The organism is Chryseobacterium gwangjuense, assembly GCF_021311115.1.
Lineage (GTDB): Bacteria > Bacteroidota > Bacteroidia > Flavobacteriales > Weeksellaceae > Chryseobacterium > Chryseobacterium gwangjuense.
In genome coordinates, this window is record NZ_JAJTNP010000002.1 from 166882 (window position 1) to 189573 (window position 22692).

Below are 22692 nucleotides of genomic sequence, written 5' to 3' on the forward strand. Positions count from 1 at the left end.
AAAATCTCAATCACAATGAATTACAGAATAGAAAAAGACACCATGGGTGAAGTGCAGGTTCCTGCCGATAAGTTTTGGGGGGCACAAACCGAACGATCAAGAAATAATTTCAAAATAGGTCCTGAAGGCTCTATGCCACACGAAATCATCGAAGCTTTTGCTTATTTAAAAAAAGCAGCAGCATTCACCAATACCGACTTGGGAGTTCTTCCTGCTGAGAAAAGGGATATGATTGCCAAAGTTTGTGACGAAATTTTGGAAGGGAAACTCAATGATCAATTTCCTTTGGTTATCTGGCAGACAGGTTCCGGAACACAATCGAATATGAATGTGAATGAAGTTGTTTCGAACAGAGCTCATGTAAATAATGGCGGAATCCTAGGTGAAAAGTCAGAAATACATCCCAATGATGATGTGAATAAATCTCAGTCTTCAAACGACACTTACCCAACAGCAATGCACATTGCTGCCTATAAAAAAGTAGTTGAAACAACGATTCCCGCTGTTGAAAAACTAAAAATTACGTTGAAAGAAAAATCAGAAGCATTTAAAGACATTGTTAAAATCGGAAGAACGCATTTAATGGATGCGACTCCGCTTACTTTAGGTCAGGAATTTTCAGGATATGTTGCTCAGCTTGAGTTTGGTTTAAGAGCTTTAAAAAATACATTACCTCATCTTTCTGAATTGGCTTTAGGAGGAACAGCTGTAGGAACCGGATTAAACACACCCAAAGGTTATGATGTGAAAGTTGCGGAATATATTTCAAAGTTCACGAATCTTCCGTTTGTAACGGCAGAAAATAAATTTGAAGCATTGGCCGCTCATGATGCTATTGTAGAATCGCACGGAGCTTTAAAACAATTAGCCGTTTCTTTATATAAAATTGCTCAGGATGTAAGATTATTGGCATCAGGACCACGTTCGGGAATCGGAGAAATTCATATTCCTGAAAATGAACCGGGTTCTTCTATCATGCCGGGAAAAGTAAATCCTACCCAAAATGAAGCGATGACAATGGTTTGCGCACAGGTTTTAGGAAATGACACTACTATTTCTTTTGCAGGAACACAAGGGAATTACGAATTGAATGTTTTCAAACCGGTAATGGCTTATAATTTCTTACAATCCGCTCAGTTAATTGCTGATGCCTGCATTTCATTTAACGATCATTGCGCAGTCGGAATCGAACCGAATCATGAGAGAATCAAAGAATTGGTTGATAAATCTTTGATGTTAGTCACTGCTTTAAATCCCCATATCGGTTATGAAAATGCTGCAAAAATTGCAAAAACGGCTCATAAAAACGGAACTACTTTGAAAGAAGAGGCTATTAATCTTGGACTTTTAACTTCTGAACTGTTTGACGAGTGGGTAAAACCTGAAGATATGGTAGGAAGCCTGAAATAAATATTTTAAGACACTACCAACTGATTATAATATCAGCAAAAACAACAACACTCCCCAGAAATCCTGTGGAGTGTTGTTGTTTGTTAATGTGAATGTTGTTCTTTTATTATTCAATTCTTATACCAAAGATGAATGTTTTGTTGTTTTATTTTTTCTAAAGCTTTTTACCATCCTAGAGCGACACCAACAACTAAAGCTTTATCATTCTCAAATTTGTTGTCTTTAAAAAAATTGCTGAAATCTTTTTTCACAAAAATACTGAAGTCATTATACGAGACCGTGAATTGGGCACCATAAACAAAAGGATTGACCTGATAATTCCCTCTTTCTCTCTGGCTTATTCCTTCTCCTTTAATGATATTATTGGTTGCCATTTTTACCCCTCCGTAAATATTCGCTCCCACTTTAAATCCATTATGATAATCTCTGTACTGAATATCCATTCCTGCATTTTTAAGCTTTGAGAAATTATATTGTACGCCTAGCGGTACCATAACATACCCTGTTCTTAATTTACTTTTACTAAGACCTTTATTATAGTTATCTAAATAAATATCAGCATTAGTATCCTTTGCAATAAACATATTATTGTCAAAATTCAGCGTTCTCCAAGAAAAACCAATTCCGGAAATTAATCCCCAAGGACTTGTTCTGCCAAACTGATAGTTAAATTTAAATCCAAATTCAAAATTCCCGGCATATCCTAAATTCTTATCCAGTTCATTATCTGCTTTACTGTTTGTAAGATTCATAATTCCGTAAGAAATGTATCCTTCTAAATTTTTCACCGGTCGGAATTTTTTCAAAAGCTTTGCCTTTAGCTCTTCATTAGAGGTAACATCGGAGCTAAGAAGCGAATACCTTACCTGCTTTTGAATCACTGTATCCAAATCGAATCCTAATGCTTCTATTCTTTGGTCAATTTTTTCCGAAAAACGATCCGCAATAATTGATTTTTGCTTGTCAAATTCAGTTTTATCAAGATTTTTTGCCTGAAGTATAAGCAATTCTGCTTCCATCAGCTTTTTCTCTTCCTGGATAATTGCATCAATGCTTTTAGCATATTCGTCTACTTTTTCCTTTACGATTGGGCTTACTTCTGTATTTTCTTTGGACTGCAGATTCAATCCCAATGATTTTCTTTGTGAATATCCTGTGCCAGATAAAAGGCATAAGAATCCCATGATGATAAATTTCTTGATCATATTATTAATTTTAAATTGTTAAAAAGTTGTTATTTCCCGTTCAGATCTATGGTTGCCACATTACTCTCTTTCGTTTTCTCTATGATGTCTTTATGCTCTACCGAGAAAAGTAAAGTTGCCGGGTCTACATATTTTTTCTTTTTCACGGGAGATTTCGAAGCTTCTTCCGATTGAGCCATCACCTTATTAGCAGGAGCAGGAATTTTAGAAATTTCCGGGACAATCATCTGTACTTCTTCTTTTTGAGGAGCTTTTTCCATCTGCTCTGCTAAGATAGGAGCTTGCAGAGTTTTCTCAATGGCGTTAATTGGAGTTACCTTATTTTCCTGAATAACTTTTTTCTCCACATAAACAGGTTCAGAAACTACATTTTCGTTATTCTTTTCAGTCCCTTTCTCTTGAGGAGATGTATTCTTTACTTTAGCAATTTCAGTTTTCTGAATATTTTTTTCTCCGGAAGGATTTGAAAAAAGCACAAACCCCAACCCAAAAACAAGTACAACACACGCTGCAGCCAATACCCAGTTCATACGGAATTTAGAATGTGCAGTTCCTTTTTGTACTTCTATTTCAGACCAAAGATCTCTTGAAGGAGCAATTTCTCTTTCCTCGATCTGTTTTTTTATCTGATGTTCTAAATTATCTCTGAATGTGTTCATTTTTCATTGTTTTTTGTTGTTGAAGATAAAGCACTCTCAACTTCTCTTTTGCACGAAACAGCTGTGTTTTACTTACTGCTGTGGAGATTTTCAAGGTATCAGAAATTTCCTGATGCGAATATCCTTCCAATACGTAGAGGTTGAAAACCATTCTGTAAGCATCCGGAAGCTGATCTAAAAGTTCCTGAGCGTTGAAATCAAAAACGACTTCCTCTTCCGGAGCATCAATCATAAAAGAAGGATTGATATCATCAATATAAAAAACGGTTTTATGGCTTTTTATAAAGTTGAGACATTCGTTAACGACAATTCTTCTCGCCCATCCTTCCAGATTACCTTCTCCCCGAAAGCTTTCGATGTGCTTAAAGATTTTACAAAAAGCTTTGATGACACAGTCTTCCGCCTGATACAAATCACTGATATAGCTTTTGCCTACACTCAGAAATTTTTTGACGTTCTGTTCATAAAAAACTTTTTGTGCAGCCGGATCTTGTTTTTTAAGCCGGCTGAGCAAATCTTCTTTTTTATTTCCGAACAAAATTTTCATTCTCATCTGTTTCTACTCTAAAGACAACAAAACTTTGAAAAGGTTACACAAAAAAAATATTTTTTTGAAAAATTTATTCCTGATGTCATTCTAAAAGGAAAAACATCGATTATTTATAGTAAAAAAGACAGAAAGATTCTGCCCCTTATATTCTATCCTGAAAATTCATCCAGCATATTTCTTGTCGGAACAAAGAAAAGTGTTCCTGTAACGGCCGTACTGAAATCTAAAATCCGGTCATAATTTCCCGGAGGATCTCCGATAAACATATTCGTCAGCATTTTTTTTGTGGTAGAAAATGTATTGGCATAAGAAATAAAGTAGGTTCCAAACTCACCTGTGGAAGGATTACCAAAAGGCATATTGTCTCTTACAATCTTTAGTTCTTCTCCATTTTCGTTTTCAATATTTGTTAATGCAATATGGGAATTTTCAGGTTTTACATCGTCTGACATCTCAATATCATTCTCTTTTGATCTTCCGATCACTTTTTCCTGTTCTTCTGTCGAAAGATTGCTCCATGCATTCATGTTATGAAGATATTTTTGAGTGAAAAGATAACTTCCCCCTTTGTATTGTATATCTTCATCTCCAACTTTCGCAAAAAGATCCCGGTCTTCATTGTGCGGATTTTCTGTTCCGTCTACAAAGCCGAGAATCGAACGAGCATCCCAATATTTAAACCCATGAATTTCCAGAATACTTTCTGCAACAGGAGTCAGTAGTTTTGAAATCTCAATTGCCATATCAAAGATGATGCTTTTATCGTCGGCTCTCAGGTGAAAATGCAAATCTCCCGGCGTAGACACCGCAGTATGTTTTTCGCCTTTTATTTCTTCAAAATTGACTAATTCTTTCGGAAGCGGAGTCGGAAGTTCAAGAATATTCCAGGCGTTATAGCCAATCCCCATCACACAGCTTGCTCTACTATCCGGAAATCTGTTGAAAACAGAATTATTAAGATTCAGCACCAAAGCACACAATTGTTGAAAGGTTTCTTTCAGTTTCGGGTCATCTACCAATCTCCAAACCATGAAAATCGTATTGCTATTCGGATAATCGGTTACGTTTTGAGATTCAATATTCGGCATTATTTATTTTTTAAATTAAATCATTTCAACAGGCTTAGAAACCTGATCAGCAAAATATTGCTCCAGATCTCTAAGAGTCTCAGGATCCGTCTGAATATCTTTTACCAGTTTTCCTTTATTCACAACTACAATTCTGTTACACACTTCGGTAGTATGTGAAAGATCGTGACTTGAAATAAGGAAAGTGACTCCGTCCTGTTTTGATAATTCTTTAATTAAATTTTTCAGTTTAATCTGAGTAGAAGGATCCAAATTAGCAAAAGGTTCGTCCAGAATAATGATTTCAGGATTTCCGATCATTGCTCCTACAATCCCTACTTTTTTCTGGTTTCCTTTTGATAAATCACGAACGTACTTCCCTGAATTTAAAATTTCTCCATTAAAAAGATCATGAAACTGTTTTAAAAACTCATCAACAGAAGCCTTATTCTGTCCTCTCAATTCTCCGATGAAATAAAAATATTCTTCAGGGGTAAGATAACCGATAAGAAAACTTTCGTCAACGAATGCAGAAACTTTATTCTTCCATGCTTCAGATTCGTTGACTTTAATATCATCTACACTTACAAAACCCGTTGTAGGCTGAATAAGATCAAGCATTAAACTGAACAATGTCGTTTTTCCTGCTCCGTTATTCCCTACCAGTCCGAAGGTTTCTCCACTCGGAATTTCCAAATTCTCGATATTAAGCACGGTTGCTTTACCGTATGTTTTTGATAAATTATGTATTGTGATCATATTAATCTTTGTTTTTGAATGCTTCTAATGTGCTGTATTTTTCTACTTTATAATGCTTTACAATAATATCGAAGATTTTTTCTCTGAATAAAAAACCTGCCAATCCCATAATAGCCACACTTACAACCCCTGCTCCAATTCCGAAAAAGTGCTGTACTCCTCCGAAAACAGCCATTGGTAAAAACATTTTTGGGATTAACAACAGCAATGCTTTCAGATTAAAACTATTTTTTTGCCCGAATCTTTTTTCTTTAGCATTAAGATCAATTTGTGTTTTATTGAAAGCTCCCGCCCAAAGCGTGAATTGAGAATTGACCCCAATATTATAAATTCCGGCAGCGAAAAAAGTAACATACATTTCCCAGCCAAAATAGGCATATCCCACCGCAAGAAGTATAGAAACTCCCGTCATAATATTCATCAGCCACCATTTTGCTTTTAAATATTCTTTATACGGAACATTGGAAGTCATCATCAAAGGATAATAAGAACTGTCAAAAGCCGGAACTCTCTGTCCAAACAGAAACTGGAAACCTCCTGTTACGAATAGCCCCATAAACATCGTCATTGCCGGAGTTTTATATAATGGAGAAGAAAACATGAGCATTCCGTAGAAAAGAAATAAAAAGCTTCCTATCAAAATTCCTTTGGTTACTTTATTCCTTCTCAGCATTTTTATATCATTATTAATAAAAGTACCGATAGCTCCGTATTTGTTTAAAAAAGCAATATTTTCTGTCTTTCCGATTGTTTTTTTGGCTTCAAGACCTTCATCCAAATAAAATGCTTTGTGAATGTAATTAAAGCTAATCTTCCATAACGCTGTAAATAACAAGATTGAAATTATCGCAAAATAAGGTCGTTCATAAAAATTAAAGAAAAACTTTTCCGAATAAGAAAGAACTGGAACGATATTATAATACGCTAAGCCTGCAACCGCTGCAAAAACACATCCCACAACAATGGCAATCGTTTCTTTATCATTGAAAAGAATATTGATAAAGTTGTTAAGATAGAACAATAAAGAAACCCCAATCAACCAAGATAAAACACCTACAAAACCATATCCATTGAACAATGCAATGGCACTAAATGTGATAAAAAAGAATGAATTGAGCCAGCTTAAAGGAGTAAAGAATGTTTTAACCAAGGTATAGTTCACAACTGTTTTCTTCGGAATATTAAGCGTAAGAAAAGGCTTGATATTCTGAGTAGACATTTCCTGCAACATGTATTTGAAGATTAAATCAGCCGCCCAAGCAATAATTAAAAATCTGGAAACAATCTTTAACGGGTCTTCATGCATCTCTTCTTTGATGTAGAAAAATGCAATAAATGCACCTCCTACCAAACAACCCATGAAATAAAGAATTCCGATAAAACGGAAAATCTTCATCGCTAAATTGATCCCCAAAGATGTACCACGAAAAAAACTTTTGAACTCTAATCTCAGGAATTTAAAAAACATAGTTACTTTTTTTACATTAGTAAATATAATGCAAAATATGTTACAGACTTTTCAATTTAAATCCTATAAATGGGAGGTTGTATGAATAATTAAGTCGCATCAGCTTCTTAATCCAAGCTAAAATTATCCTATCAATTCTTTCGCCTGTGTCATGGCTGCTTCCGTGATCTTACTTCCGGAAAGCAATTGGGCAATTTCGTTAAGTTTTTCTTCATCACTTAAAGAAATTATAGTGGATTGAGTTTTTCCGGAAACATCCTGTTTTACAACTTTATAGTTATTATTCCCTTTTGCAGCAACCTGCGCCAAGTGAGAAATAACGATAAGCTGCATATCTTCGGACATTTCGCGCATGAGATTTCCTATTTCTTCCGCTACTTTTCCTGAAACTCCGGTGTCTATTTCGTCTAAAATTAATGTTGGAAGCTCGTCACTTTCTGCAATGATTTTCTTTACCGCTAGCATGACACGTGATCTTTCACCACCTGAAATAGCCGTTTGAATCGGTTTTAAAGGAAAGCCTGAGTTTGCCTGGAATAATAACTGAATATTTTCTTTGCCAAATTGATTAAAATCCAGAGAATCTTTCAATTCAATATCAACTTTTGCTTTTTCTAAGCCTAATTTTTTAAGCAAATCTTCCGCTTTTTTAATGAAAATAGGAATACTTTTCTTTCTGTTTTTTGAAAGTTTTTCAGCTAGATTTTGAAGCGTTTTTTCTTTTTTAACGATATTTTCAGAAATTTCTGCAATATTAGCTTCCAGTTCAGAAGCTCCTTGTTGTTCGCCTGATAACTGATCTCTGATTTCTTTAAGCTCATCCATTCCGGAAACATTATGCTTCAGAAATAATGAATTAATTTTATTGTTCAGTTCGGAAAGTAACGCAAGGTTTTCAGGATTGATTTCAATTTTTTCGGCTTCATGTTCCAGTTCGGAAATAATATCTTTTATTTCTACAAAAGATGTTTCAAGCCTTTCATCAAGGTCTGAAAAACTGTTTGAAACTTCTGAAATCTTGGAAAGTTTATTTTTAGCTTCATTAAAAAAAGAAAGAATTCCCACTTCTTCCTGATGAAATCTTGACAGAATCTGCGCAAGATTTTCAGAAATCATCTCTGCATTTTCTTGTATTGACAATTGGTTCTGAAGGTCTCCATAGTCTACATCATCCAATTTCAGTTCTTCAAGTTCGTTCAGTAAAAATTCTTTATAATCACTTTCCTTATTTGTTTCTGCAAGCTGCGTTTGGAGTTTTTTCAGTTGAATTTTTAAGCTTTGAAAATCTGAAAACTCAAATTGATATTCCTCAATCATTTTTTTATTTTCAGAAAGCCCGTCAATAATCTTGAACTGATATTCTGCTGTAAAAAGATTGGAGGTTTCAAACTGTGAATGAATATCAATCAGTTGAGAAGACAACTTTTTAAGAATATCCAGTGTTACCGGAACATCATTGATAAAAGCTCTCGATTTTCCGGAAGGAAGAATTTCTCTTCTTATAATCGTCTGTTGATCATAATCGAGATCATTTTCTATAAAAAATTTCTTAAACCGGTTATTCAATGAGAATTCGGTTTCTACAATACTTTTTTCGTCTGTGTTAGAGATCGACTTTACATCTGCTCTTTCTCCTAAAATAAGGCGAAGTGCACCCAGAATAATTGATTTCCCGGCTCCTGTTTCTCCGGTAATTACCTGTAGCCCTTTATGTAAGGACACATCAAGTACATCAATAAGTGCAAAGTTTTTTATATAGATTCTCGAAAGCATAAATCAGTAGCAGATTACGATTGTTACTGCAAATATAAAATTTCCAATTCAGAAATTGTGAATCAGATTTTTATTTCCATTTATTCCACTTAGTATCAGTATGCTTCGGAGCAAAAGTAATCATAAGCTGTTTTAAATCACCCAAAATAATTCCACCGTTGTTATTCGAATTGAAAATATTGAAAATTTCATCACTTTTTGCTTCAATAAAAAGATTGAATGCATAATTCTGCTGGAAATTGTTTTCGTAAATTTTCAACTGCATTAAAGCATCAAAAATAGCTTTTTTAGAAGCGGTCTGATCCTGATTGTAAAGACCATCTAACCCGATTCTGTGATATGTATAAAAAGTCGTTCTTAACTGATTCGTATTAGAATTCAGCAATGTACTAATTAAATTCCCTCTAGTTCTAGGACCTTCCGTTCCCAGCTGAGCCCAACCTTCATAGTTTCTGTTTTGAGAATTCTGAGCAATCTGCTGAGCTTTTGTAAACCACGGTGTTCCGCCCATCGATTGAAAGCTATCTGCATCGTATCCCAAAATTAAATACACATAAAAGCTGATCACATCAATCAAGTTTTTTCCTGAAAACTGTCTCTCATTGAAAATTAGATTTTCATTCTCTACATATTCAAATCCGAATTTTGTATCCTGAATATTAATCAACGGAGATTCGTAATTGGTACTAAATACGGGACGAACTGCCTGTACAACAATACTTCCTTTATAATTATTCCCGTCTTTCTCGCTGATAATGATAGCAAAATTTGACTTGATTTTTTCAAAATTTTGTAATTTTTTCCCAGTCCAGCTCGTATTGTTAATAAAGTCTCTAAGATTTTTCTCCAGTGTTTTATAAACCTGCTGATTACTTCCTCCCATTTGTTGCGCATTGATCTGAACAGTCGACAGCAACTCTTGAGAGAAACTCAATTGATATAAGAAAAATACAAAAAATATGCTTAAGATTCTTTTCATTGTTTATTTAAAATTGAGAACGGAAATTTATAAAAATTATTTTAATAGCTGATTTTCAACAAAATTGAGAATATCTTTGGCCACCTCATCTTTAGATTTCAAATTGAACTCGGTTTTCTCTGTTTTTGTGAAAATTTTTATTTTGTTGGTATCGTTTTTAAAACCGGCTCCTTCGTCTCTCAAAGAATTCAGAACAATCATGTCTAAATTTTTCTTTTCTAATTTTCCTTTGGCATTTTCTTCTTCATTCTGGGTTTCCAGAGCAAATCCTACCAAAAACTGATGATTCTTTCTCTCGCCCATCGTTTTCAGAATATCCGGATTTTTAACGAGCTCTATGGTTAAATTATCATCATTTTTTTTAATTTTCTCTGTCGCTACTTCTTTGGGAGCATAATCTGCAACAGCTGCGCTTGCAATAGCAATATCTACATTTTCATAAAACTGAAACACTTTTTCAAACATTTCCTTTGCCGACGTTACTCTCTGAACCTCAACATTCTGCTCAGTTATTTTTTCAGCACTCGGTCCGGAAATTAAAATAACTTTCGCCCCTCTTTTAGCAGCTTCTTCCGCTAAGGAAAACCCCATTTTCCCTGAAGAATGATTCCCGATAAAACGCACCGGATCAATAGCTTCATAAGTTGGACCCGCAGTAATAAGAACTGTTTTCCCTTCTAATTTTCTATTTTGAGTTGAGTTAAAAAAATCTTCAATATTGTTTACAATGGTTTCAGGCTCTGCCATTCTTCCCGGTCCTATTAATCCACTCGCCAGTTCTCCGTTTTCAGCCGGAATGATGTGGTGTCCGTAGCTTTCAGCTAATTCTAAATTTTTCTTTGTAGAAGGATGTTGATACATGTCCAAATCCATTGCAGGAGCAATAAATACAGGACATTTCGCTGACATGTAGGTAGCAATCACTAAATTATCACATATTCCGTGAACCATTTTTGCCAACGTATTGGATGTACAGGGAGCAACAATCATTACATCTGCCCACAATGCCAGTTCTACATGGCTGTTCCATGTTCCGTTATCTCCATAGAAATCTGTATAAACCGGTTTTTTTGATAAAGTGGAAATACTAAGCTTCGTTACAAAATTTTCTGCATCAGGAGTCATAATGACCTGAACTTCCGCCCCGCTTTTCACAAAATCTCTTATTAAGAAATGAATTTTGTAGGCTGCAATTCCTCCAGAAACGGCTATCAGTATCTTTTTGCCGGAAACGCTCATTGAGTTTTATTTTTTTGAATCACTAAATTACTTATTTTTCCCCTAACTGCCATTATATAAAATAGCAAAGGTCATAAAGAAACTATTTTCCTTATGACCTTTGTATATTTAAAACACAGATGATTACTTTCTGTCTTCTGTTTTTCTGAAATACACATCATCATTCAACCATTCTTCAATTGCAATTGAAGTTGGCTTTGGAAGCTTTTCATAATGTTTAGAGATTTCTATCTGCTCTCTGTTTTCAAAAACTTCTTCTAATGTAGAGTTGTGAACAGCAAATTCGTCTAATTTATTATGCAATTCAGTACGGATTTCCGCATTGATCTGCTCTGCTCTTTTTCCCATGATAACAATAGCTTCATAGATTGAACCTACTTTATCTTCAATCTTATCTTTGTCATAAGTAATTGTATTTACTTCGGCTTTTGTATCTTTTACGCTCATTTTGAGAAATTTATTTTATTTTAAGATGGCAAATTTACGAATTATCTTTGAATTTTGAAAGTCGCTGCAGGTGGAGGTGTTTGAAGCGCCGCACTATCCCTCTGAATCTGCATTGCTTTCTTCTCAGCAGACTCTTGATCCTTTAGTTGTTGCTCAGTTTTTTCTTTCTCCGCAAGCTTAGCTGCTGCTTTCTTTTGTCTGTCGGTAAGGACAGCAATTCTTGCTTCCGTATCTTTCTTTACAACTGCAAAGTTTTTCTTTTCTCTCTCCAGTTTTTGTCTTAAATCCAAGGCAGTTTTTGAATATTCTGTATTAGGAAGTTCTTTTTCAACCTGTTTTGTAAAAGAAAGTGCGCTTTCAATACGCTCCTCTTTCAATTCATATACAGATTTCGCCGCCAATTCGTAACGAGACTTCATGATAAAATCATAAATTTTCGGACGAAGTTTTGTACTTGGGAAGTCATCTAAAACATTTTCCAACGCAACATTGGCAGATTTGTAATCTCCCATTTTAAAATACTGTCTTGCGTTTTCGTAAGCTTTAAATTCTAATTTATAAGAAAGCTCATCAATAAGAGTATTGATGTTTTTTGATCTTTCAGAGTTCGGATAATTATTTAAGAAATCCTGAAGCTCATTAATAGCCAATTCTGTACTAGACTGATCTAAGTTATAATCCATAGATCCTTCATAATAACACAATGCAGACATATAAGCCGCCTCCTCCGCTCTTGGGTCTTTAGGAAAACTTACTGCAAAATTTTTAAACTGATGTCCTGCAAGTTTATAGCTTTTATCGTAATAGTTTGCATAAGCCGTATTGAAACCTACATTAGGAAAATCATCCGTACCTGCTACCAAATTAGTAAGCCTATCGTAAAGCGCCAAAGCATTTTTCCACTTCTTTTTCGCAAAATTTTCGTTTGCAGCCTTTAAAATGAAGTTTTTATCAGCACTTTTTAATGCTCTCTCCTGCTGGCTTACACATGACATAACTACCGTTAGTGCAAAAAGACCTAAAATATATTTTTTCATATAAAAATTCAACAGTTTTCGGATTTTATAGCCGATTTACTAATTTGCAAAAATATAACTTTTTTGCCAAAAGATTTTTTTTTATGATTATTTAACGTAATTTTAGTCTGCGGCGTATCCTAAAATTGCAAAAACACTTAATAAAAGATTCATTCTGATCTTTTTCTCCGCTTCTTTTACATACGTTTCGTCATTTTTATGAGGAACATAGAGTTCATAAAAATTTCTATTTCTAATCACAAATAAAGTAGACCCAATAATGGTTGTCAGGATATCTTCAGGTTTGGGTGTAAAAGTAAATACCCCTGAAGCCACTCCTTTTTTAATGACTTCATCTATTTTTTTCACAAAAAGCTGATAGAAATCCAGCAGTTCATCTTTTAAATTCTCCGTATGCCTAAGCTCCTGAGTAACAAAACCGTGGAAGTAATTATATTTAAAAAGCTGGGTTACGATAAATTTAATCATTTCTTTCATCTGCATTTCCGGCTTTCCGTCCTTGATGGTATCTGCAAATTCTGAAAAATTTTCTCTTGTTTTCAACACTCTGTATTGATAGAGATAGGACATCATTTTTTCCTTAGATCCAAAATAATATGAGATCATCGCCACATTGATATTCGCTTTCGAACAAATATCTCTTACAGAAGTCCCTTCATATCCTTTTTTTGCGATCAGCTCTTCAGCAATATCTAAAATATGAATCTGTTTTTCGGTAAACTTTTTTCTCATGAGGATTGAGTTTGAGTAAAGTTAAGAAATTTTTAACATATTTATAAACGTTTGTTTAGTATTTTTATCTGAGTCTTAAATAATCGTATTTTTGACTATGAATTATTTTGATTTTCATCATCATAAGAAAAACCTTCCTTTCGGAATTTATAATATGGAACTCACAGATGGAATTCCGGATTCTTTATATTCTGTCGGAATTCATCCTAAAGATATTCTTTACGATAAGATAACAGATCAGCTAAATTGGCTGCTTGAAAATATCAGCAAAAACTGTTTTGCGATTGGTGAATGCGGTCTGGATTCTTTTGTGCCTATTGATCAGAAAATTCAAGAAGATGTTTTTTTGAAACAAATAGAAATATCCAACGAGGCAAAAAAACCTCTTATCATTCATTGTGTAAGGAAATTCTATGAGGTAATTTCTTTCAGAAAGAAGGCAAATCAGGCAATGATTATTCACGGATTTAACAAAAAAGAAAATATTGCCCATGATCTTCTTAAAAATAATTTTTATCTGAGTTTTGGAAAAGCCGTTTTGTATAATTTATCTTTGCAAAATACTTTGAAAAGTATCCCTTTAGACAAAATCTTTTTGGAAACCGACAACGAAGATTTTGAAATTGCCACATTATATCAAAAAGTTGCAGATATAAAAGGAATTTCTCCGGATACATTGAATGAACAGATTTTAGAAAACTTAGAGACAATACAACATGGATAAATACTGGTTGGAAAGAACGGAACTTCTCATCAAAGAAGAAGGATTGGAAAAGCTGAAAAACGCTAGCGTTTTGGTTGTGGGATTAGGCGGAGTAGGTTCTTTTGCTGCAGAATTTCTTGCAAGAGCCGGAGTGGGAAACATGACGATCGTAGACGGCGATACTGTAGATATCACCAATATCAACCGACAGCTTCCTGCACTTCATTCAACTATTGGAAAACATAAAGTGGAAGTGGTTGCAGAAAGACTTTTAGATATCAACCCTAACCTTAATTTAATTAAAATCAACGAGTTTCTGAATCCTGAAAGAATGGATCAGGTGCTTGATGAAGGAAAATTTAATTACATCCTTGATTGTATCGACAGCGTGACTCCTAAACTTAAATTATTGATTGCAGCGAGAAGAAGAAAGATAAAAGTAGTAAGTTCGATGGGAGCCGGCGGAAAAGCTGATCCAAGCAAAGTAATGGTGAGAGACATCAGCAAAAGTCACAATTGTCATTTAGCAAGACAGATCAGAAAAAGACTGAAAAAAGAGAAAATAAATAAAGGAATCCGTTGCGTGTTTTCTAATGAGATTCAAAATGAGGAAAGCTTAAAAATGACTGACGGTACCAACTATAAAAGATCTTTTTACGGAACAATCAGCTATATTCCTGCCATTTTCGGATTATATGCTGCAGCGGAAGTCATCAATCATTTGATAAAGAAAGATTAACTTATATTAAAATCAAAAAAGAGAAAATTCCACTATATTTACATTCCGTAAATGACAAACTTCACCTATTCCAAAGCCGAAAAACTTAAAAAAGATACAGAAATTGCTTTACTTTTTGAAAAAGGTAAATGGAAGACTTGTGGAAATTTAAGAATCATTGTCCTGAAAGAAAAACCTACTGTACCTATCGAGCAAGCAAAGTTCGGGGTTTCGGTTTCTAAACGATATTTCAAAAAAGCGGTTCACAGAAATCGTATAAAAAGGCTTTTAAGGGAAGCTTTTCGTTTAAATAAAGAAGCTTTTAAAGAAGCTTTTGGAGAGAAAACATTTGCCATGTTATTTTGGGTTTCTTCAGAAATTCCTGCAAAATTTCAGGATGTAGAGGAACAATTTTTAAAACTTTGCACCTCCCAAAAAAGTAAATAAACATTTATCTATTTTTTGTACCTTTAAAAGGAACTATTAATCTGAAAAAGAAAATGTTAGATAATATTCCTTATTTTCCTTATATATTAAGTGCTTTTATTGGCATTGGTCTGGCTGCAGCCAGCGGATTTCGGGTTTTCCTTCCTCTTTTTGCGGTAAGCTTAGCTTCTTATTTTCACTGGATTCCTATGAGTGAAAGCTTTGAATGGCTTGCTGGTCTGCCAACACTTATTACTACCGGAGTAGCAACTGTTTTTGAAATTTTAGCGTATTATATTCCTTTCTTAGATCATCTGCTGGATACCATTTCTATTCCTATGGCTACCATTGCCGGTTCTATTTTATTTGCCTCTCAGTTTGCAGATTTAGGGACATTTCCTCAATGGGCTTTAGCCTTGATTGCAGGCGGAGGAACAGCTGCCACAATTAGTACAGGATTTGCAGGAATTCGTGCAGCATCTACGGCAACAACAGGAGGATTAGGAAACTCTGTAGTAGGGACTACTGAAACTGCAGGAGCAGGGCTTATGTCTGTTTTAGCAATGGCAGCTCCAATTATCGCAGGAATACTTGCCATTATTTTTATCTTTCTAGCGCTGTCCGTAGGGCGAAAAGCATGGAGAAAATTGAGACGAAGTAAAAATGAAGCTCCATAATTGAAATTTTATTTCTCCTAAATAAAAAACTATATTGTATAAAAGTTCGGCGGCTGAAAATGAATTTTCAGCCGCCGAACTTTTTATTTTATTTTCTTCATACGGTAATTTCCAAAGACAATTCCTAAAGGACCTACTATTGGAAACAGAATAAGCGCCAAATAAGGCAAAATTCCGGATTTGTTTTTAAACAATGTTGAAATTGCTACAATGTATAACACCACAACTGCAGTAACAATAAGTAAAATCTCAAATGGATTAATTACAAGTAAGTTCATATAAATATTTAGTTTTTACTTCGGAAATCTTTTATTTCCTGAATTTTATCTTTGAAATAGTCTCCTTTTTCCGGATGCTTTTTAACCAATATCTCAAATGCTTTTATCGCTTTTGTATATAGTTTTTGTTCAAAATACAATGTTGCCAATGTTTCTGTCATCAAGTGAGAAATATCGTCATTTTTTTCTTTTATAACATACGTACTTTCCTCTCTTAACTGACTAATTTTCGGATTGTTTTCAATAAAGTTTTCGATTGCTTTGGTCTTTATTTCAATTTTCTCCTTCTCAACTTCTTCAGTTCTGTCAATTTTCAGCCAGCTTTGCCAAGTATTAATAAACCCGGGAACATTACTATCAACAGGACTTGTCTTAGGTATTTCAATCGGAACTTCTTCTATCTTTTCAACCTGAGTTTCTTCCTGAGTTTTTTCTTTCTCAGGCTGAGCAATTGTCCAACTTGAGCTAAAGAAAGACACATTCATGACAGGAACGTCTTCTTTGTTTTCTTCTATTATTTCCGGAGCTTCTTCAGCCACCTTAAGCTCTTCAACAGGCTCGTTTATCTGCTCAGTCTGATCTTCAATTATCTCAGAAATTTTTTCTCTATTTACTACAGCCTCTTCTTGTTTTGGAGTTTCTTCTTTGAGGATTTCTACTTTTGGTTGAGGAACTTCTACAGATTTATTAAGTAAAGAATCAGGAAGATTTGATTCAAAAGACATTGGTTTCCAAACAGATTTCACTTCTTCTGATGTTTCCTCAACAGCTTCTTTTGGTAATTCTTCAATAGCTTCAGACTGATTTTCTGAGATTGCATTTTCCGGCTTAATCTCTTCTTCACCCTTCGGTTCAACAGAGGTCACTTCAAAACTTTGAGTTTCAGCAAAGCTAATTTCGTGACTTGTAGTTTCCTGTTCTTCTTCTTTTTTTATTTCCTCAGAAATCGCCTTTTCTTTCATCTTTTTCTCCACTTCCTCTATCAGACGGCGCATTTCGTCTTCATGTTTATTAGAATTGGATGGAGAAATATCTGTAATGATTTCTTCTGAATTGTTAGTCTGAATTTTTACGTCCGGCAAGAAAGATTCCATGCCGTGGAAGCTTAATTCTTCTTTACTATGAACGATTTCCTGCTCTTCTTCAGACGAAATTTTATCTTCATTAATGATTTTTTCAGGAGTAAATTCCGAAGTTTCTACGGCTTTGTTTTCTTCTTTTACTTCTTCAACAATCGCTTCGACTTCTTTCACCTCTTCTGCTTCATTAGCCTGAATTTGAACATCCGGAAGGAAAGATTCAGTTTCATGGAAGCTTACTTCAGAAGCAGTTAAAACTTCTTCTTTTTCCTGTTCAGTATTAATTTTTTCTTCTTCAATAATGATTTCAGGCTCAAACTCTTCAATTTCTTCAAAAACTTCCTTATTTGGTGCTATCAAAGATTCTGAGCTAAGAGAGATTGTCTGTGTATTTTCTTCTGTAAGGAAATTCTCTTCTCCCTCAAATAATATTCGATTTCTCTCTCCGTTCACATAAACATAGGTAACTTCTTGTGCCGTCGATTGAAAAGCGCAAGAAATAGTATCGTTAGTATCGGAAACCTCCTCGTTTTCTCTTCTCAGAGGGAAACTGCTATTTTGATAAAACTGTGGTTTAGGAGCGTTTTTAATATCTAACTCTGTTTTGTTATCCTGAACAACAGATGGTTGAATCTTCGGTTTAGGCTTCTGTTGGATTTTACCATTGATAAGCTGATACAAAATCTTTTTATCTGTGGTATATGCAGCGGTAGTAGAAAGCTCTTTCTGATAATTTTCTTTTTCATACAGATGCACTCCATATAAATGTAATGCTCTAATGTTTTGAATATAAGGAAAAGCATCAATTTCTCCTTTCAAAAGATGTACATCTTCCGGCTGAATGTTTTTCGGATTTTTTAATAGCTCTAAAACTCTAGGATTCATCTTACCAGTTTGCTACAATATCGTTAAATATTTTATTAATAATTCTTTCGTTTACAATTTTTACCTGAGAAGCTTCTATATCGCTTTGAGATAAGTTGCTATTGAAAGTCACTTCATCGGTATACGCTCTGTCGAAGCTCAATTCCGAATGCAGTTTGTTTTCATAATGAACCTTCACCGTAATTGTTAATTTATTCTGGGAATCCTGAATAACTCCTCCTGCATTATTCTGAATGGTGTTTGAACTAATAGTAGTCGGTGTAATTGCATAATCTGTAATTTCTCCTTCTACTAAAATATCAGGATTTTGTTTTGTTCCCTTCAAAGTAGTCCTCTGTAAAAACCTGTTTTGAATTTCGGTAGAAAACTGCTGAGATAAAGCAGGGTTTACCAATGCCGCGTTATTCGGAAATTCATTGATTTGAATGGTTTTCTCATCCTTCAACGAACCTGCACCAGTAAAGTTATAACAAGACTGTAAAACTCCTAAACAAAGAAGCAAAAGCCAAAACATTTTTGGCTGAGTAATTTTGATATTGTTAATTTTAAAATTCATTTTTAGATCCAATTTCAGTAATTTCATCATGTTCAATTTGTTGAATAGCATCTTCATAGGCAAAATAATTGGCAGCATATATAAACGGAATAGTAAGAAAAACACCTATAACACATGCTAAAATTCCAATTTGAGATAGAATACTGGCAACAAGTGAGAACAGGAAAATATTCAAAAGATTGTCTTTAGTCATTGTTTTTGAAATATCCCAAGCAGTTTTTATATCTGTAATTCCTTTAAAACTAATCAACGCAGGTATATAAAATCCTTTCAGTAAGAAATAGTACACCGTAGCAACTATTAAAAAAATATAAGGAACCATAAAAATCATCATTCCAGGATTGGGTTCACCACTGCTATTTGCAGTTAATCCTCCCAAAACAGCCAAAATTATCATTGGAATGTACAGTACCATAACTCCTGCAAAAAGAATTAGCTGTAAAATTAAATACGGCATAAAGTCTTTAAAGTCGAAGATTTCACCCGCACTTACAGGCTGATTTTTAGTTAGTTTTCTAAGATATTTATAATAATTTCCAACCGCCAAGATTCCACAAAACGGAATGATAGACATCAGGAAAGTTACCAAAAAGCCAACGAAAACGCTTCCAAAATCTTTTTTCAAAAGCTCAAAGCCTTTATTGATATACTCACCAAATTTAAAGTTAATCGGTTTAGGTACTAAATTTACATTCATAATTTTGTGTTGTGATGTTAGTCTTCTAAATTATATTGCTTTATTTTTCTATATAACGTTCTTTGTGAAATACCCAGTTCATCTGCCGCTTTGTTTCTGCGTCCATTATGTTTTTCCAATGCCTTCACAATCAAATCCTTTTCATTATTCTGAAGCGACAAAGACTCCGGCTTATTTTCTTCTATTTCTATATCTTCAAAATCTTCAAAGTTATCGTCTGAATTAGAAATTATGGTAGGATTCTGAACTACAGTTTTATCATTCTCAAAATACAGTAAAGAATTAGGCGCTACATTCTGCTGTGTTTCAGGTGTATAAATTCTGTTGATTAAATTTTTCTCCTGATTGCTTAAATCTGTCGTTCCGCGGTTCTTTATTAATTCCGAAGTTAAGGATTTTAAATCATTTATATCATTTCGCATATCAAAGAGAATTTTGTACATAATTTCTCTTTCACTACCGAAATCGCTTTGTTTTGGAGAGTTTGGAGTATTTACCACCATTGGAAGATGAGACTCCATCGGAATATATTCTGCCAGTTTCTCTACCGTAACATGTCTGTTCCTTTCCACCACCGTCATTTGTTCAACCAAGTTTCTCAACTGTCGAACATTCCCTGGAAATGTATAGTTTTCAATATAATGAACAGCACTTGGTTCCAATTCCAGTTCCGGCATTCTGTATTTTTCTGCAAAATCTATTGCAAATTTTCTGAACAGCAAATGAATGTCTCCTTTTCTTTCTCTTAAAGCAGGCATATCGATCTGTACAGTATTCAGACGGTAATATAAATCTTCACGGAATCTGCCATCCTGAATAGCCTTCATCATATTCACATTGGTAGCTGCCACAATTCTTACATTCGTTTTCTGAACCTGTGAGGACCCCACTTTCATGAATTCACCACTTTCCAAAACTCTCAGCAAACGAACCTGTGTTTGTAATGGTAGTTCACCCACCTCATCAAGGAAAATGGTTCCACCGTCTGCAACCTCAAAATATCCTTTTCTGGTCGCTGTAGCTCCTGTAAATGCTCCTTTTTCGTGCCCGAATAATTCGGAGTCAATCGTTCCTTCCGGAATGGCTCCACAGTTTACGACAATGTATGGCTGATGTTTTCTTTTTGATTCTGAATGAATAATTTTTGGAATAAATTCTTTTCCGACCCCACTTTCTCCGATTACCAACACAGAAATATCTGTTGGCGCCACCTGAATTGATTTTTCCAAAGCGCGGTTTAAAGCCGGAAAATTACCGATAATTCCGAAGCGGTTTTTTATATTTTGTAACTCGTTACTCATAAATAGATTTTAGATTATTGATTGAAATTGATCTTCTGATCAGTAAATTTTAATTAGTTTAAAAACGGATGAAATTTTAACTAATCAAATTCAAATAATCTTTATTTCTGACTTTGGTAACTTTAGTTTTAAAATATGAAATTTCAGCAAGAAGGTTTTCTTTACTGCTTTTTTCAAAGTTTTTTAAGAGAAGATTGTGCTTCTCTTTTTCAGAGGAATCTGCCTCTTTTTTATTTTTATAAGAATAATTCTGTCCTTTTTCAGGAAAAATTTTTCCAATACTATCAATTGCATTCTGCTTCTGATGAATTGCAAAATTAGGTCTGGCTTTTTCCTTTACACAAAACTTCTGTGAAGCTTCGCATTCATGATTTAAAAATTGATTGTAAATCTCGTACAGCCTGCAATCATCACTTTCAACAGAGCCATTGCCGGTTTGTGCCGAAATATTACTGCAAATTATTACCAATAAAACACTGAGGCAATATTTCTGAAATTTTTCCATTGTCTGAGTTTTAAAAGTTAATAATGATAATAATTTGTTCTAATATAATTTTTGAGAAAAGATTACTTTACCGTTTCCCCCAAAAGCGTGCCTTGCGTATTATCAAATACAAAAACATTCACAATGTCACCAATTTTCTGCCCTTCTAGCATATCGAATACACAAACCGCATTCTGAGAATTTCTTCCCTTCCACTGGTTTTTGTTCTTTTTGGAAATCCCTTCAATTAAGATCTGGTGTGTTTTTCCGACATAAGATTTCATACGATTTCTTGATAGCTCACCCTGTAAAGCAATTACCTCTGCTAAACGTCTTTGTTTTACATCTGCAGGAATATTGTCTTCCATTTTTTTATGAGCCGGAGTTCCGGGTCTTTCTGAGTAAGCAAACATATAACCGTAGTCATATTCCACTTCTCTCATCAAGCTTAGTGTATCTTGGTGATCTTCCTCAGTTTCGTTACAGAAACCAACGATCATATCCTGAGAAAACGCAACATCCGGAACAATTTCTTTAGCTTTTTTAATTAAATCTAAATATTCTTCACGGGTATGTTGTCTGTTCATTGCTTCCAGCATATTGTTACTTCCACTTTGAACCGGCAAATGCACATAATTACAGATATTTTCGTGCTTCGCCATCATTTTGAAAACATCAAGACTCATATCCTGAGGATTTGAAGTCGAAAACCTGATTCTCATTTCCGGAACAGCTTTAGCTACTAAATCCAGCAATTGAGCAAAATCCACGGCTGTTGCCTTCTGCATTTCGGATGCTTTAGCAAAATCTTTTTTAGGACCTCCTCCGTACCAAAGATAAGAGTCAACATTTTGACCTAATAATGTAATTTCTTTATACCCATTGTTCCAAAGATCTTTACATTCATCCAAAATAGAATGTGGATCACGGCTTCTTTCTCTACCTCTCGTGAACGGAACTACACAAAATGTACACATATTATCACATCCTCTCGTAATCGTAACGAAAGCGGTAACACCATTTCCACCTAAACGAACCGGATTAATATCTGCATAGGTTTCTTCTTTTGAAAGAATTACATTGATTGCATCTCTACCATCTTCAGTTTCTTTCAACAAGTTTGGTAAATCTCTGTATGCATCGGGACCAACTACAAGGTCAACTAATTGTTCTTCTTCTAAAAATTTGGTTTTCAACCTTTCAGCCATACATCCCAAAACACCCACCGTCATATTCGGTCTTTCTTTTTTCAGGTTTTTGAACTGAGAAAGACGCATTCTTACTGTTTGCTCCGCTTTTTCACGGATTGAACATGTATTTAAAAGAATAAGGTCTGCTTCTTCTACTTTAAGAGTGGTATTGTATCCCTGTTCATTAAGAATAGATGCAACAATTTCAGAGTCAGAGAAATTCATCTGACAGCCATAGCTCTCCAAGAATAATTTCTTTGAGTTACCGTCTCTTTCTGCAATAGCAAATGCCTCACCTTGTTTTGTTTCGTCTATATATTTTTCTTGCACAATCGTCTGTTTAAGGTTCAATATTTAAAGTTCAAGGTTGTAC

General features: G+C 34.4%; 24 protein-coding genes. 5 read left to right on the plus strand and 19 right to left on the minus strand.

Annotated elements, in window-relative coordinates; genetic code table 11:
* Positions 1–15: 15 nt before the first annotated feature.
* Positions 16–1410: a class II fumarate hydratase gene (gene fumC, locus LV842_RS04175; protein ID WP_233110206.1), complete on the plus strand. Its 1395-nt coding sequence runs from the start codon at positions 16–18 to the stop codon at positions 1408–1410.
* Positions 1411–1574: 164 nt separating this feature from the next.
* On the opposite strand, the gene LV842_RS04180 is transcribed toward fumC, so the two are convergent.
* The 12 genes from LV842_RS04180 to LV842_RS04235 all read right to left on the minus strand — a co-directional run bounded on the left by LV842_RS04180 (position 1575) and on the right by LV842_RS04235 (position 13325).
* Positions 1575–2615, minus strand: a complete 1041-nt coding sequence (locus tag LV842_RS04180; protein ID WP_233110207.1) for a porin family protein — start codon at positions 2613–2615, stop codon at positions 1575–1577.
* 29 nt (positions 2616–2644) lie between these two features.
* A complete protein-coding gene (locus tag LV842_RS04185; protein ID WP_233110208.1) occupies positions 2645–3274 on the minus strand; it encodes a hypothetical protein in 630 nt (209 codons plus the stop codon).
* A complete protein-coding gene (locus tag LV842_RS04190; protein WP_233110209.1) occupies positions 3255–3821 on the minus strand; it encodes an RNA polymerase sigma factor in 567 nt (188 codons plus the stop codon). The genes LV842_RS04185 and LV842_RS04190 overlap by 20 nt, the downstream gene beginning before the upstream one ends.
* Positions 3822–3973: 152 nt before the next feature.
* A complete protein-coding gene (locus LV842_RS04195) occupies positions 3974–4912 on the minus strand; it encodes a Dyp-type peroxidase (RefSeq protein WP_233110210.1) in 939 nt (312 codons plus the stop codon).
* Positions 4913–4927: 15 nt separating this feature from the next.
* Complete coding sequence (locus tag LV842_RS04200) at positions 4928–5650, minus strand: ABC transporter ATP-binding protein (protein ID WP_233110211.1); 723 nt, start codon at positions 5648–5650, stop codon at positions 4928–4930.
* A 1-nt stretch (position 5651) separates the two neighbouring features.
* Positions 5652–7118 carry a DUF5687 family protein gene (locus LV842_RS04205; RefSeq protein WP_233110212.1) on the minus strand — a complete coding sequence of 489 codons (1467 nt, stop codon included), beginning with the start codon at positions 7116–7118 and terminating at the stop codon, positions 5652–5654.
* Positions 7119–7241: 123 nt separating this feature from the next.
* A complete protein-coding gene (locus LV842_RS04210; protein WP_233110213.1) occupies positions 7242–8891 on the minus strand; it encodes a DNA repair protein RecN in 1650 nt (549 codons plus the stop codon).
* Between the two features lie 70 nt (positions 8892–8961).
* Positions 8962–9870 (minus strand): type IX secretion system protein PorD, encoded by a 909-nt coding sequence (gene porD / locus LV842_RS04215; RefSeq protein ID WP_233110214.1) that lies wholly within the window; start codon positions 9868–9870, stop codon positions 8962–8964.
* A gap of 36 nt (positions 9871–9906) precedes the next feature.
* The gene (gene coaBC, locus LV842_RS04220; protein WP_233110215.1) at positions 9907–11109 is read right to left on the minus strand and encodes a bifunctional phosphopantothenoylcysteine decarboxylase/phosphopantothenate--cysteine ligase CoaBC; all 1203 of its coding nucleotides are present in this window, start codon (positions 11107–11109) and stop codon (positions 9907–9909) included.
* Between the two features lie 123 nt (positions 11110–11232).
* Entirely contained in the window at positions 11233–11556 is a 324-nt protein-coding gene (locus tag LV842_RS04225) for a DNA-directed RNA polymerase subunit omega (protein WP_039370228.1), read from the minus strand.
* 41 nt (positions 11557–11597) lie between these two features.
* Positions 11598–12593, minus strand: a complete 996-nt coding sequence (locus tag LV842_RS04230; protein WP_233110216.1) for an outer membrane protein assembly factor BamD — start codon at positions 12591–12593, stop codon at positions 11598–11600.
* A gap of 102 nt (positions 12594–12695) precedes the next feature.
* Positions 12696–13325 carry a TetR/AcrR family transcriptional regulator gene (locus LV842_RS04235; protein ID WP_233110217.1) on the minus strand — a complete coding sequence of 210 codons (630 nt, stop codon included), beginning with the start codon at positions 13323–13325 and terminating at the stop codon, positions 12696–12698.
* Between the two features lie 97 nt (positions 13326–13422).
* Between LV842_RS04235 and LV842_RS04240 the strand changes: the two genes are divergently transcribed.
* From LV842_RS04240 to LV842_RS04255, 4 genes are read left to right on the plus strand one after another with little or no spacing between them, the layout of a single operon-like run.
* Complete coding sequence (locus LV842_RS04240; protein WP_233110218.1) at positions 13423–14049, plus strand: TatD family hydrolase; 627 nt, start codon at positions 13423–13425, stop codon at positions 14047–14049.
* A complete protein-coding gene (locus LV842_RS04245; RefSeq protein WP_233110219.1) occupies positions 14042–14767 on the plus strand; it encodes a tRNA threonylcarbamoyladenosine dehydratase in 726 nt (241 codons plus the stop codon). Before LV842_RS04240 ends, LV842_RS04245 begins: the two co-directional genes overlap by 8 nt.
* A gap of 51 nt (positions 14768–14818) precedes the next feature.
* Complete coding sequence (rnpA, locus tag LV842_RS04250; RefSeq protein WP_233110220.1) at positions 14819–15193, plus strand: ribonuclease P protein component; 375 nt, start codon at positions 14819–14821, stop codon at positions 15191–15193.
* 53 nt (positions 15194–15246) lie between these two features.
* Positions 15247–15849 (plus strand): DUF4126 domain-containing protein, encoded by a 603-nt coding sequence (locus LV842_RS04255; RefSeq protein WP_233110221.1) that lies wholly within the window; start codon positions 15247–15249, stop codon positions 15847–15849.
* Between the two features lie 83 nt (positions 15850–15932).
* Here the strand turns inward: LV842_RS04255 and LV842_RS04260 are convergent, their stop codons facing one another.
* From LV842_RS04260 to miaB, 7 genes are all read right to left on the minus strand, one after another.
* Positions 15933–16127: a hypothetical protein gene (locus LV842_RS04260; protein ID WP_233110222.1), complete on the minus strand. Its 195-nt coding sequence runs from the start codon at positions 16125–16127 to the stop codon at positions 15933–15935.
* Between the two features lie 8 nt (positions 16128–16135).
* Positions 16136–18091, minus strand: a complete 1956-nt coding sequence (locus LV842_RS04265; RefSeq protein ID WP_233110223.1) for a tetratricopeptide repeat protein — start codon at positions 18089–18091, stop codon at positions 16136–16138.
* A gap of 1 nt (position 18092) precedes the next feature.
* Entirely contained in the window at positions 18093–18647 is a 555-nt protein-coding gene (locus tag LV842_RS04270; protein WP_233110224.1) for an LptE family protein, read from the minus strand.
* Positions 18637–19344 carry a hypothetical protein gene (locus LV842_RS04275; protein ID WP_233110225.1) on the minus strand — a complete coding sequence of 236 codons (708 nt, stop codon included), beginning with the start codon at positions 19342–19344 and terminating at the stop codon, positions 18637–18639. Before LV842_RS04275 ends, LV842_RS04270 begins: the two co-directional genes overlap by 11 nt.
* 17 nt (positions 19345–19361) lie before the next feature.
* On the minus strand, positions 19362–20645 hold the full coding sequence (locus LV842_RS04280) for a sigma-54 interaction domain-containing protein (protein WP_233110226.1): 1284 nt from the start codon (positions 20643–20645) through the stop codon (positions 19362–19364).
* A gap of 76 nt (positions 20646–20721) precedes the next feature.
* Positions 20722–21150, minus strand: coding sequence for a hypothetical protein (locus LV842_RS04285; RefSeq protein WP_233110227.1), 429 nt, complete (start codon positions 21148–21150; stop codon positions 20722–20724).
* Positions 21151–21212: 62 nt separating this feature from the next.
* On the minus strand, positions 21213–22649 hold the full coding sequence (gene miaB / locus LV842_RS04290) for a tRNA (N6-isopentenyl adenosine(37)-C2)-methylthiotransferase MiaB (protein ID WP_233110647.1): 1437 nt from the start codon (positions 22647–22649) through the stop codon (positions 21213–21215).
* Between the last annotated feature and the right edge of the window lie 43 nt (positions 22650–22692).

What these genes read in the sequence shown, in the direction of transcription:
- fumC (WP_233110206.1), top strand. Translation starts at nt 16, where the DNA reads ATGAATTACAGAATAGAAAAAGACACCATGGGTGAAGTGCAGGTTCCT.
- LV842_RS04180 (WP_233110207.1), bottom strand. Translation starts at nt 2,615, where the DNA reads ATGATCAAGAAATTTATCATCATGGGATTCTTATGCCTTTTATCTGGC.
- LV842_RS04185 (WP_233110208.1), bottom strand. Translation starts at nt 3,274, where the DNA reads ATGAACACATTCAGAGATAATTTAGAACATCAGATAAAAAAACAGATC.
- LV842_RS04190 (WP_233110209.1), bottom strand. Translation starts at nt 3,821, where the DNA reads ATGAAAATTTTGTTCGGAAATAAAAAAGAAGATTTGCTCAGCCGGCTT.
- LV842_RS04195 (WP_233110210.1), bottom strand. Translation starts at nt 4,912, where the DNA reads ATGCCGAATATTGAATCTCAAAACGTAACCGATTATCCGAATAGCAAT.
- LV842_RS04200 (WP_233110211.1), bottom strand. Translation starts at nt 5,650, where the DNA reads ATGATCACAATACATAATTTATCAAAAACATACGGTAAAGCAACCGTG.
- LV842_RS04205 (WP_233110212.1), bottom strand. Translation starts at nt 7,118, where the DNA reads ATGTTTTTTAAATTCCTGAGATTAGAGTTCAAAAGTTTTTTTCGTGGT.
- LV842_RS04210 (WP_233110213.1), bottom strand. Translation starts at nt 8,891, where the DNA reads ATGCTTTCGAGAATCTATATAAAAAACTTTGCACTTATTGATGTACTT.
- porD (WP_233110214.1), bottom strand. Translation starts at nt 9,870, where the DNA reads ATGAAAAGAATCTTAAGCATATTTTTTGTATTTTTCTTATATCAATTG.
- coaBC (WP_233110215.1), bottom strand. Translation starts at nt 11,109, where the DNA reads ATGAGCGTTTCCGGCAAAAAGATACTGATAGCCGTTTCTGGAGGAATT.
- LV842_RS04225 (WP_039370228.1), bottom strand. Translation starts at nt 11,556, where the DNA reads ATGAGCGTAAAAGATACAAAAGCCGAAGTAAATACAATTACTTATGAC.
- LV842_RS04230 (WP_233110216.1), bottom strand. Translation starts at nt 12,593, where the DNA reads ATGAAAAAATATATTTTAGGTCTTTTTGCACTAACGGTAGTTATGTCA.
- LV842_RS04235 (WP_233110217.1), bottom strand. Translation starts at nt 13,325, where the DNA reads ATGAGAAAAAAGTTTACCGAAAAACAGATTCATATTTTAGATATTGCT.
- LV842_RS04240 (WP_233110218.1), top strand. Translation starts at nt 13,423, where the DNA reads ATGAATTATTTTGATTTTCATCATCATAAGAAAAACCTTCCTTTCGGA.
- LV842_RS04245 (WP_233110219.1), top strand. Translation starts at nt 14,042, where the DNA reads ATGGATAAATACTGGTTGGAAAGAACGGAACTTCTCATCAAAGAAGAA.
- rnpA (WP_233110220.1), top strand. Translation starts at nt 14,819, where the DNA reads ATGACAAACTTCACCTATTCCAAAGCCGAAAAACTTAAAAAAGATACA.
- LV842_RS04255 (WP_233110221.1), top strand. Translation starts at nt 15,247, where the DNA reads ATGTTAGATAATATTCCTTATTTTCCTTATATATTAAGTGCTTTTATT.
- LV842_RS04260 (WP_233110222.1), bottom strand. Translation starts at nt 16,127, where the DNA reads ATGAACTTACTTGTAATTAATCCATTTGAGATTTTACTTATTGTTACT.
- LV842_RS04265 (WP_233110223.1), bottom strand. Translation starts at nt 18,091, where the DNA reads ATGAATCCTAGAGTTTTAGAGCTATTAAAAAATCCGAAAAACATTCAG.
- LV842_RS04270 (WP_233110224.1), bottom strand. Translation starts at nt 18,647, where the DNA reads ATGAATTTTAAAATTAACAATATCAAAATTACTCAGCCAAAAATGTTT.
- LV842_RS04275 (WP_233110225.1), bottom strand. Translation starts at nt 19,344, where the DNA reads ATGAATGTAAATTTAGTACCTAAACCGATTAACTTTAAATTTGGTGAG.
- LV842_RS04280 (WP_233110226.1), bottom strand. Translation starts at nt 20,645, where the DNA reads ATGAGTAACGAGTTACAAAATATAAAAAACCGCTTCGGAATTATCGGT.
- LV842_RS04285 (WP_233110227.1), bottom strand. Translation starts at nt 21,150, where the DNA reads ATGGAAAAATTTCAGAAATATTGCCTCAGTGTTTTATTGGTAATAATT.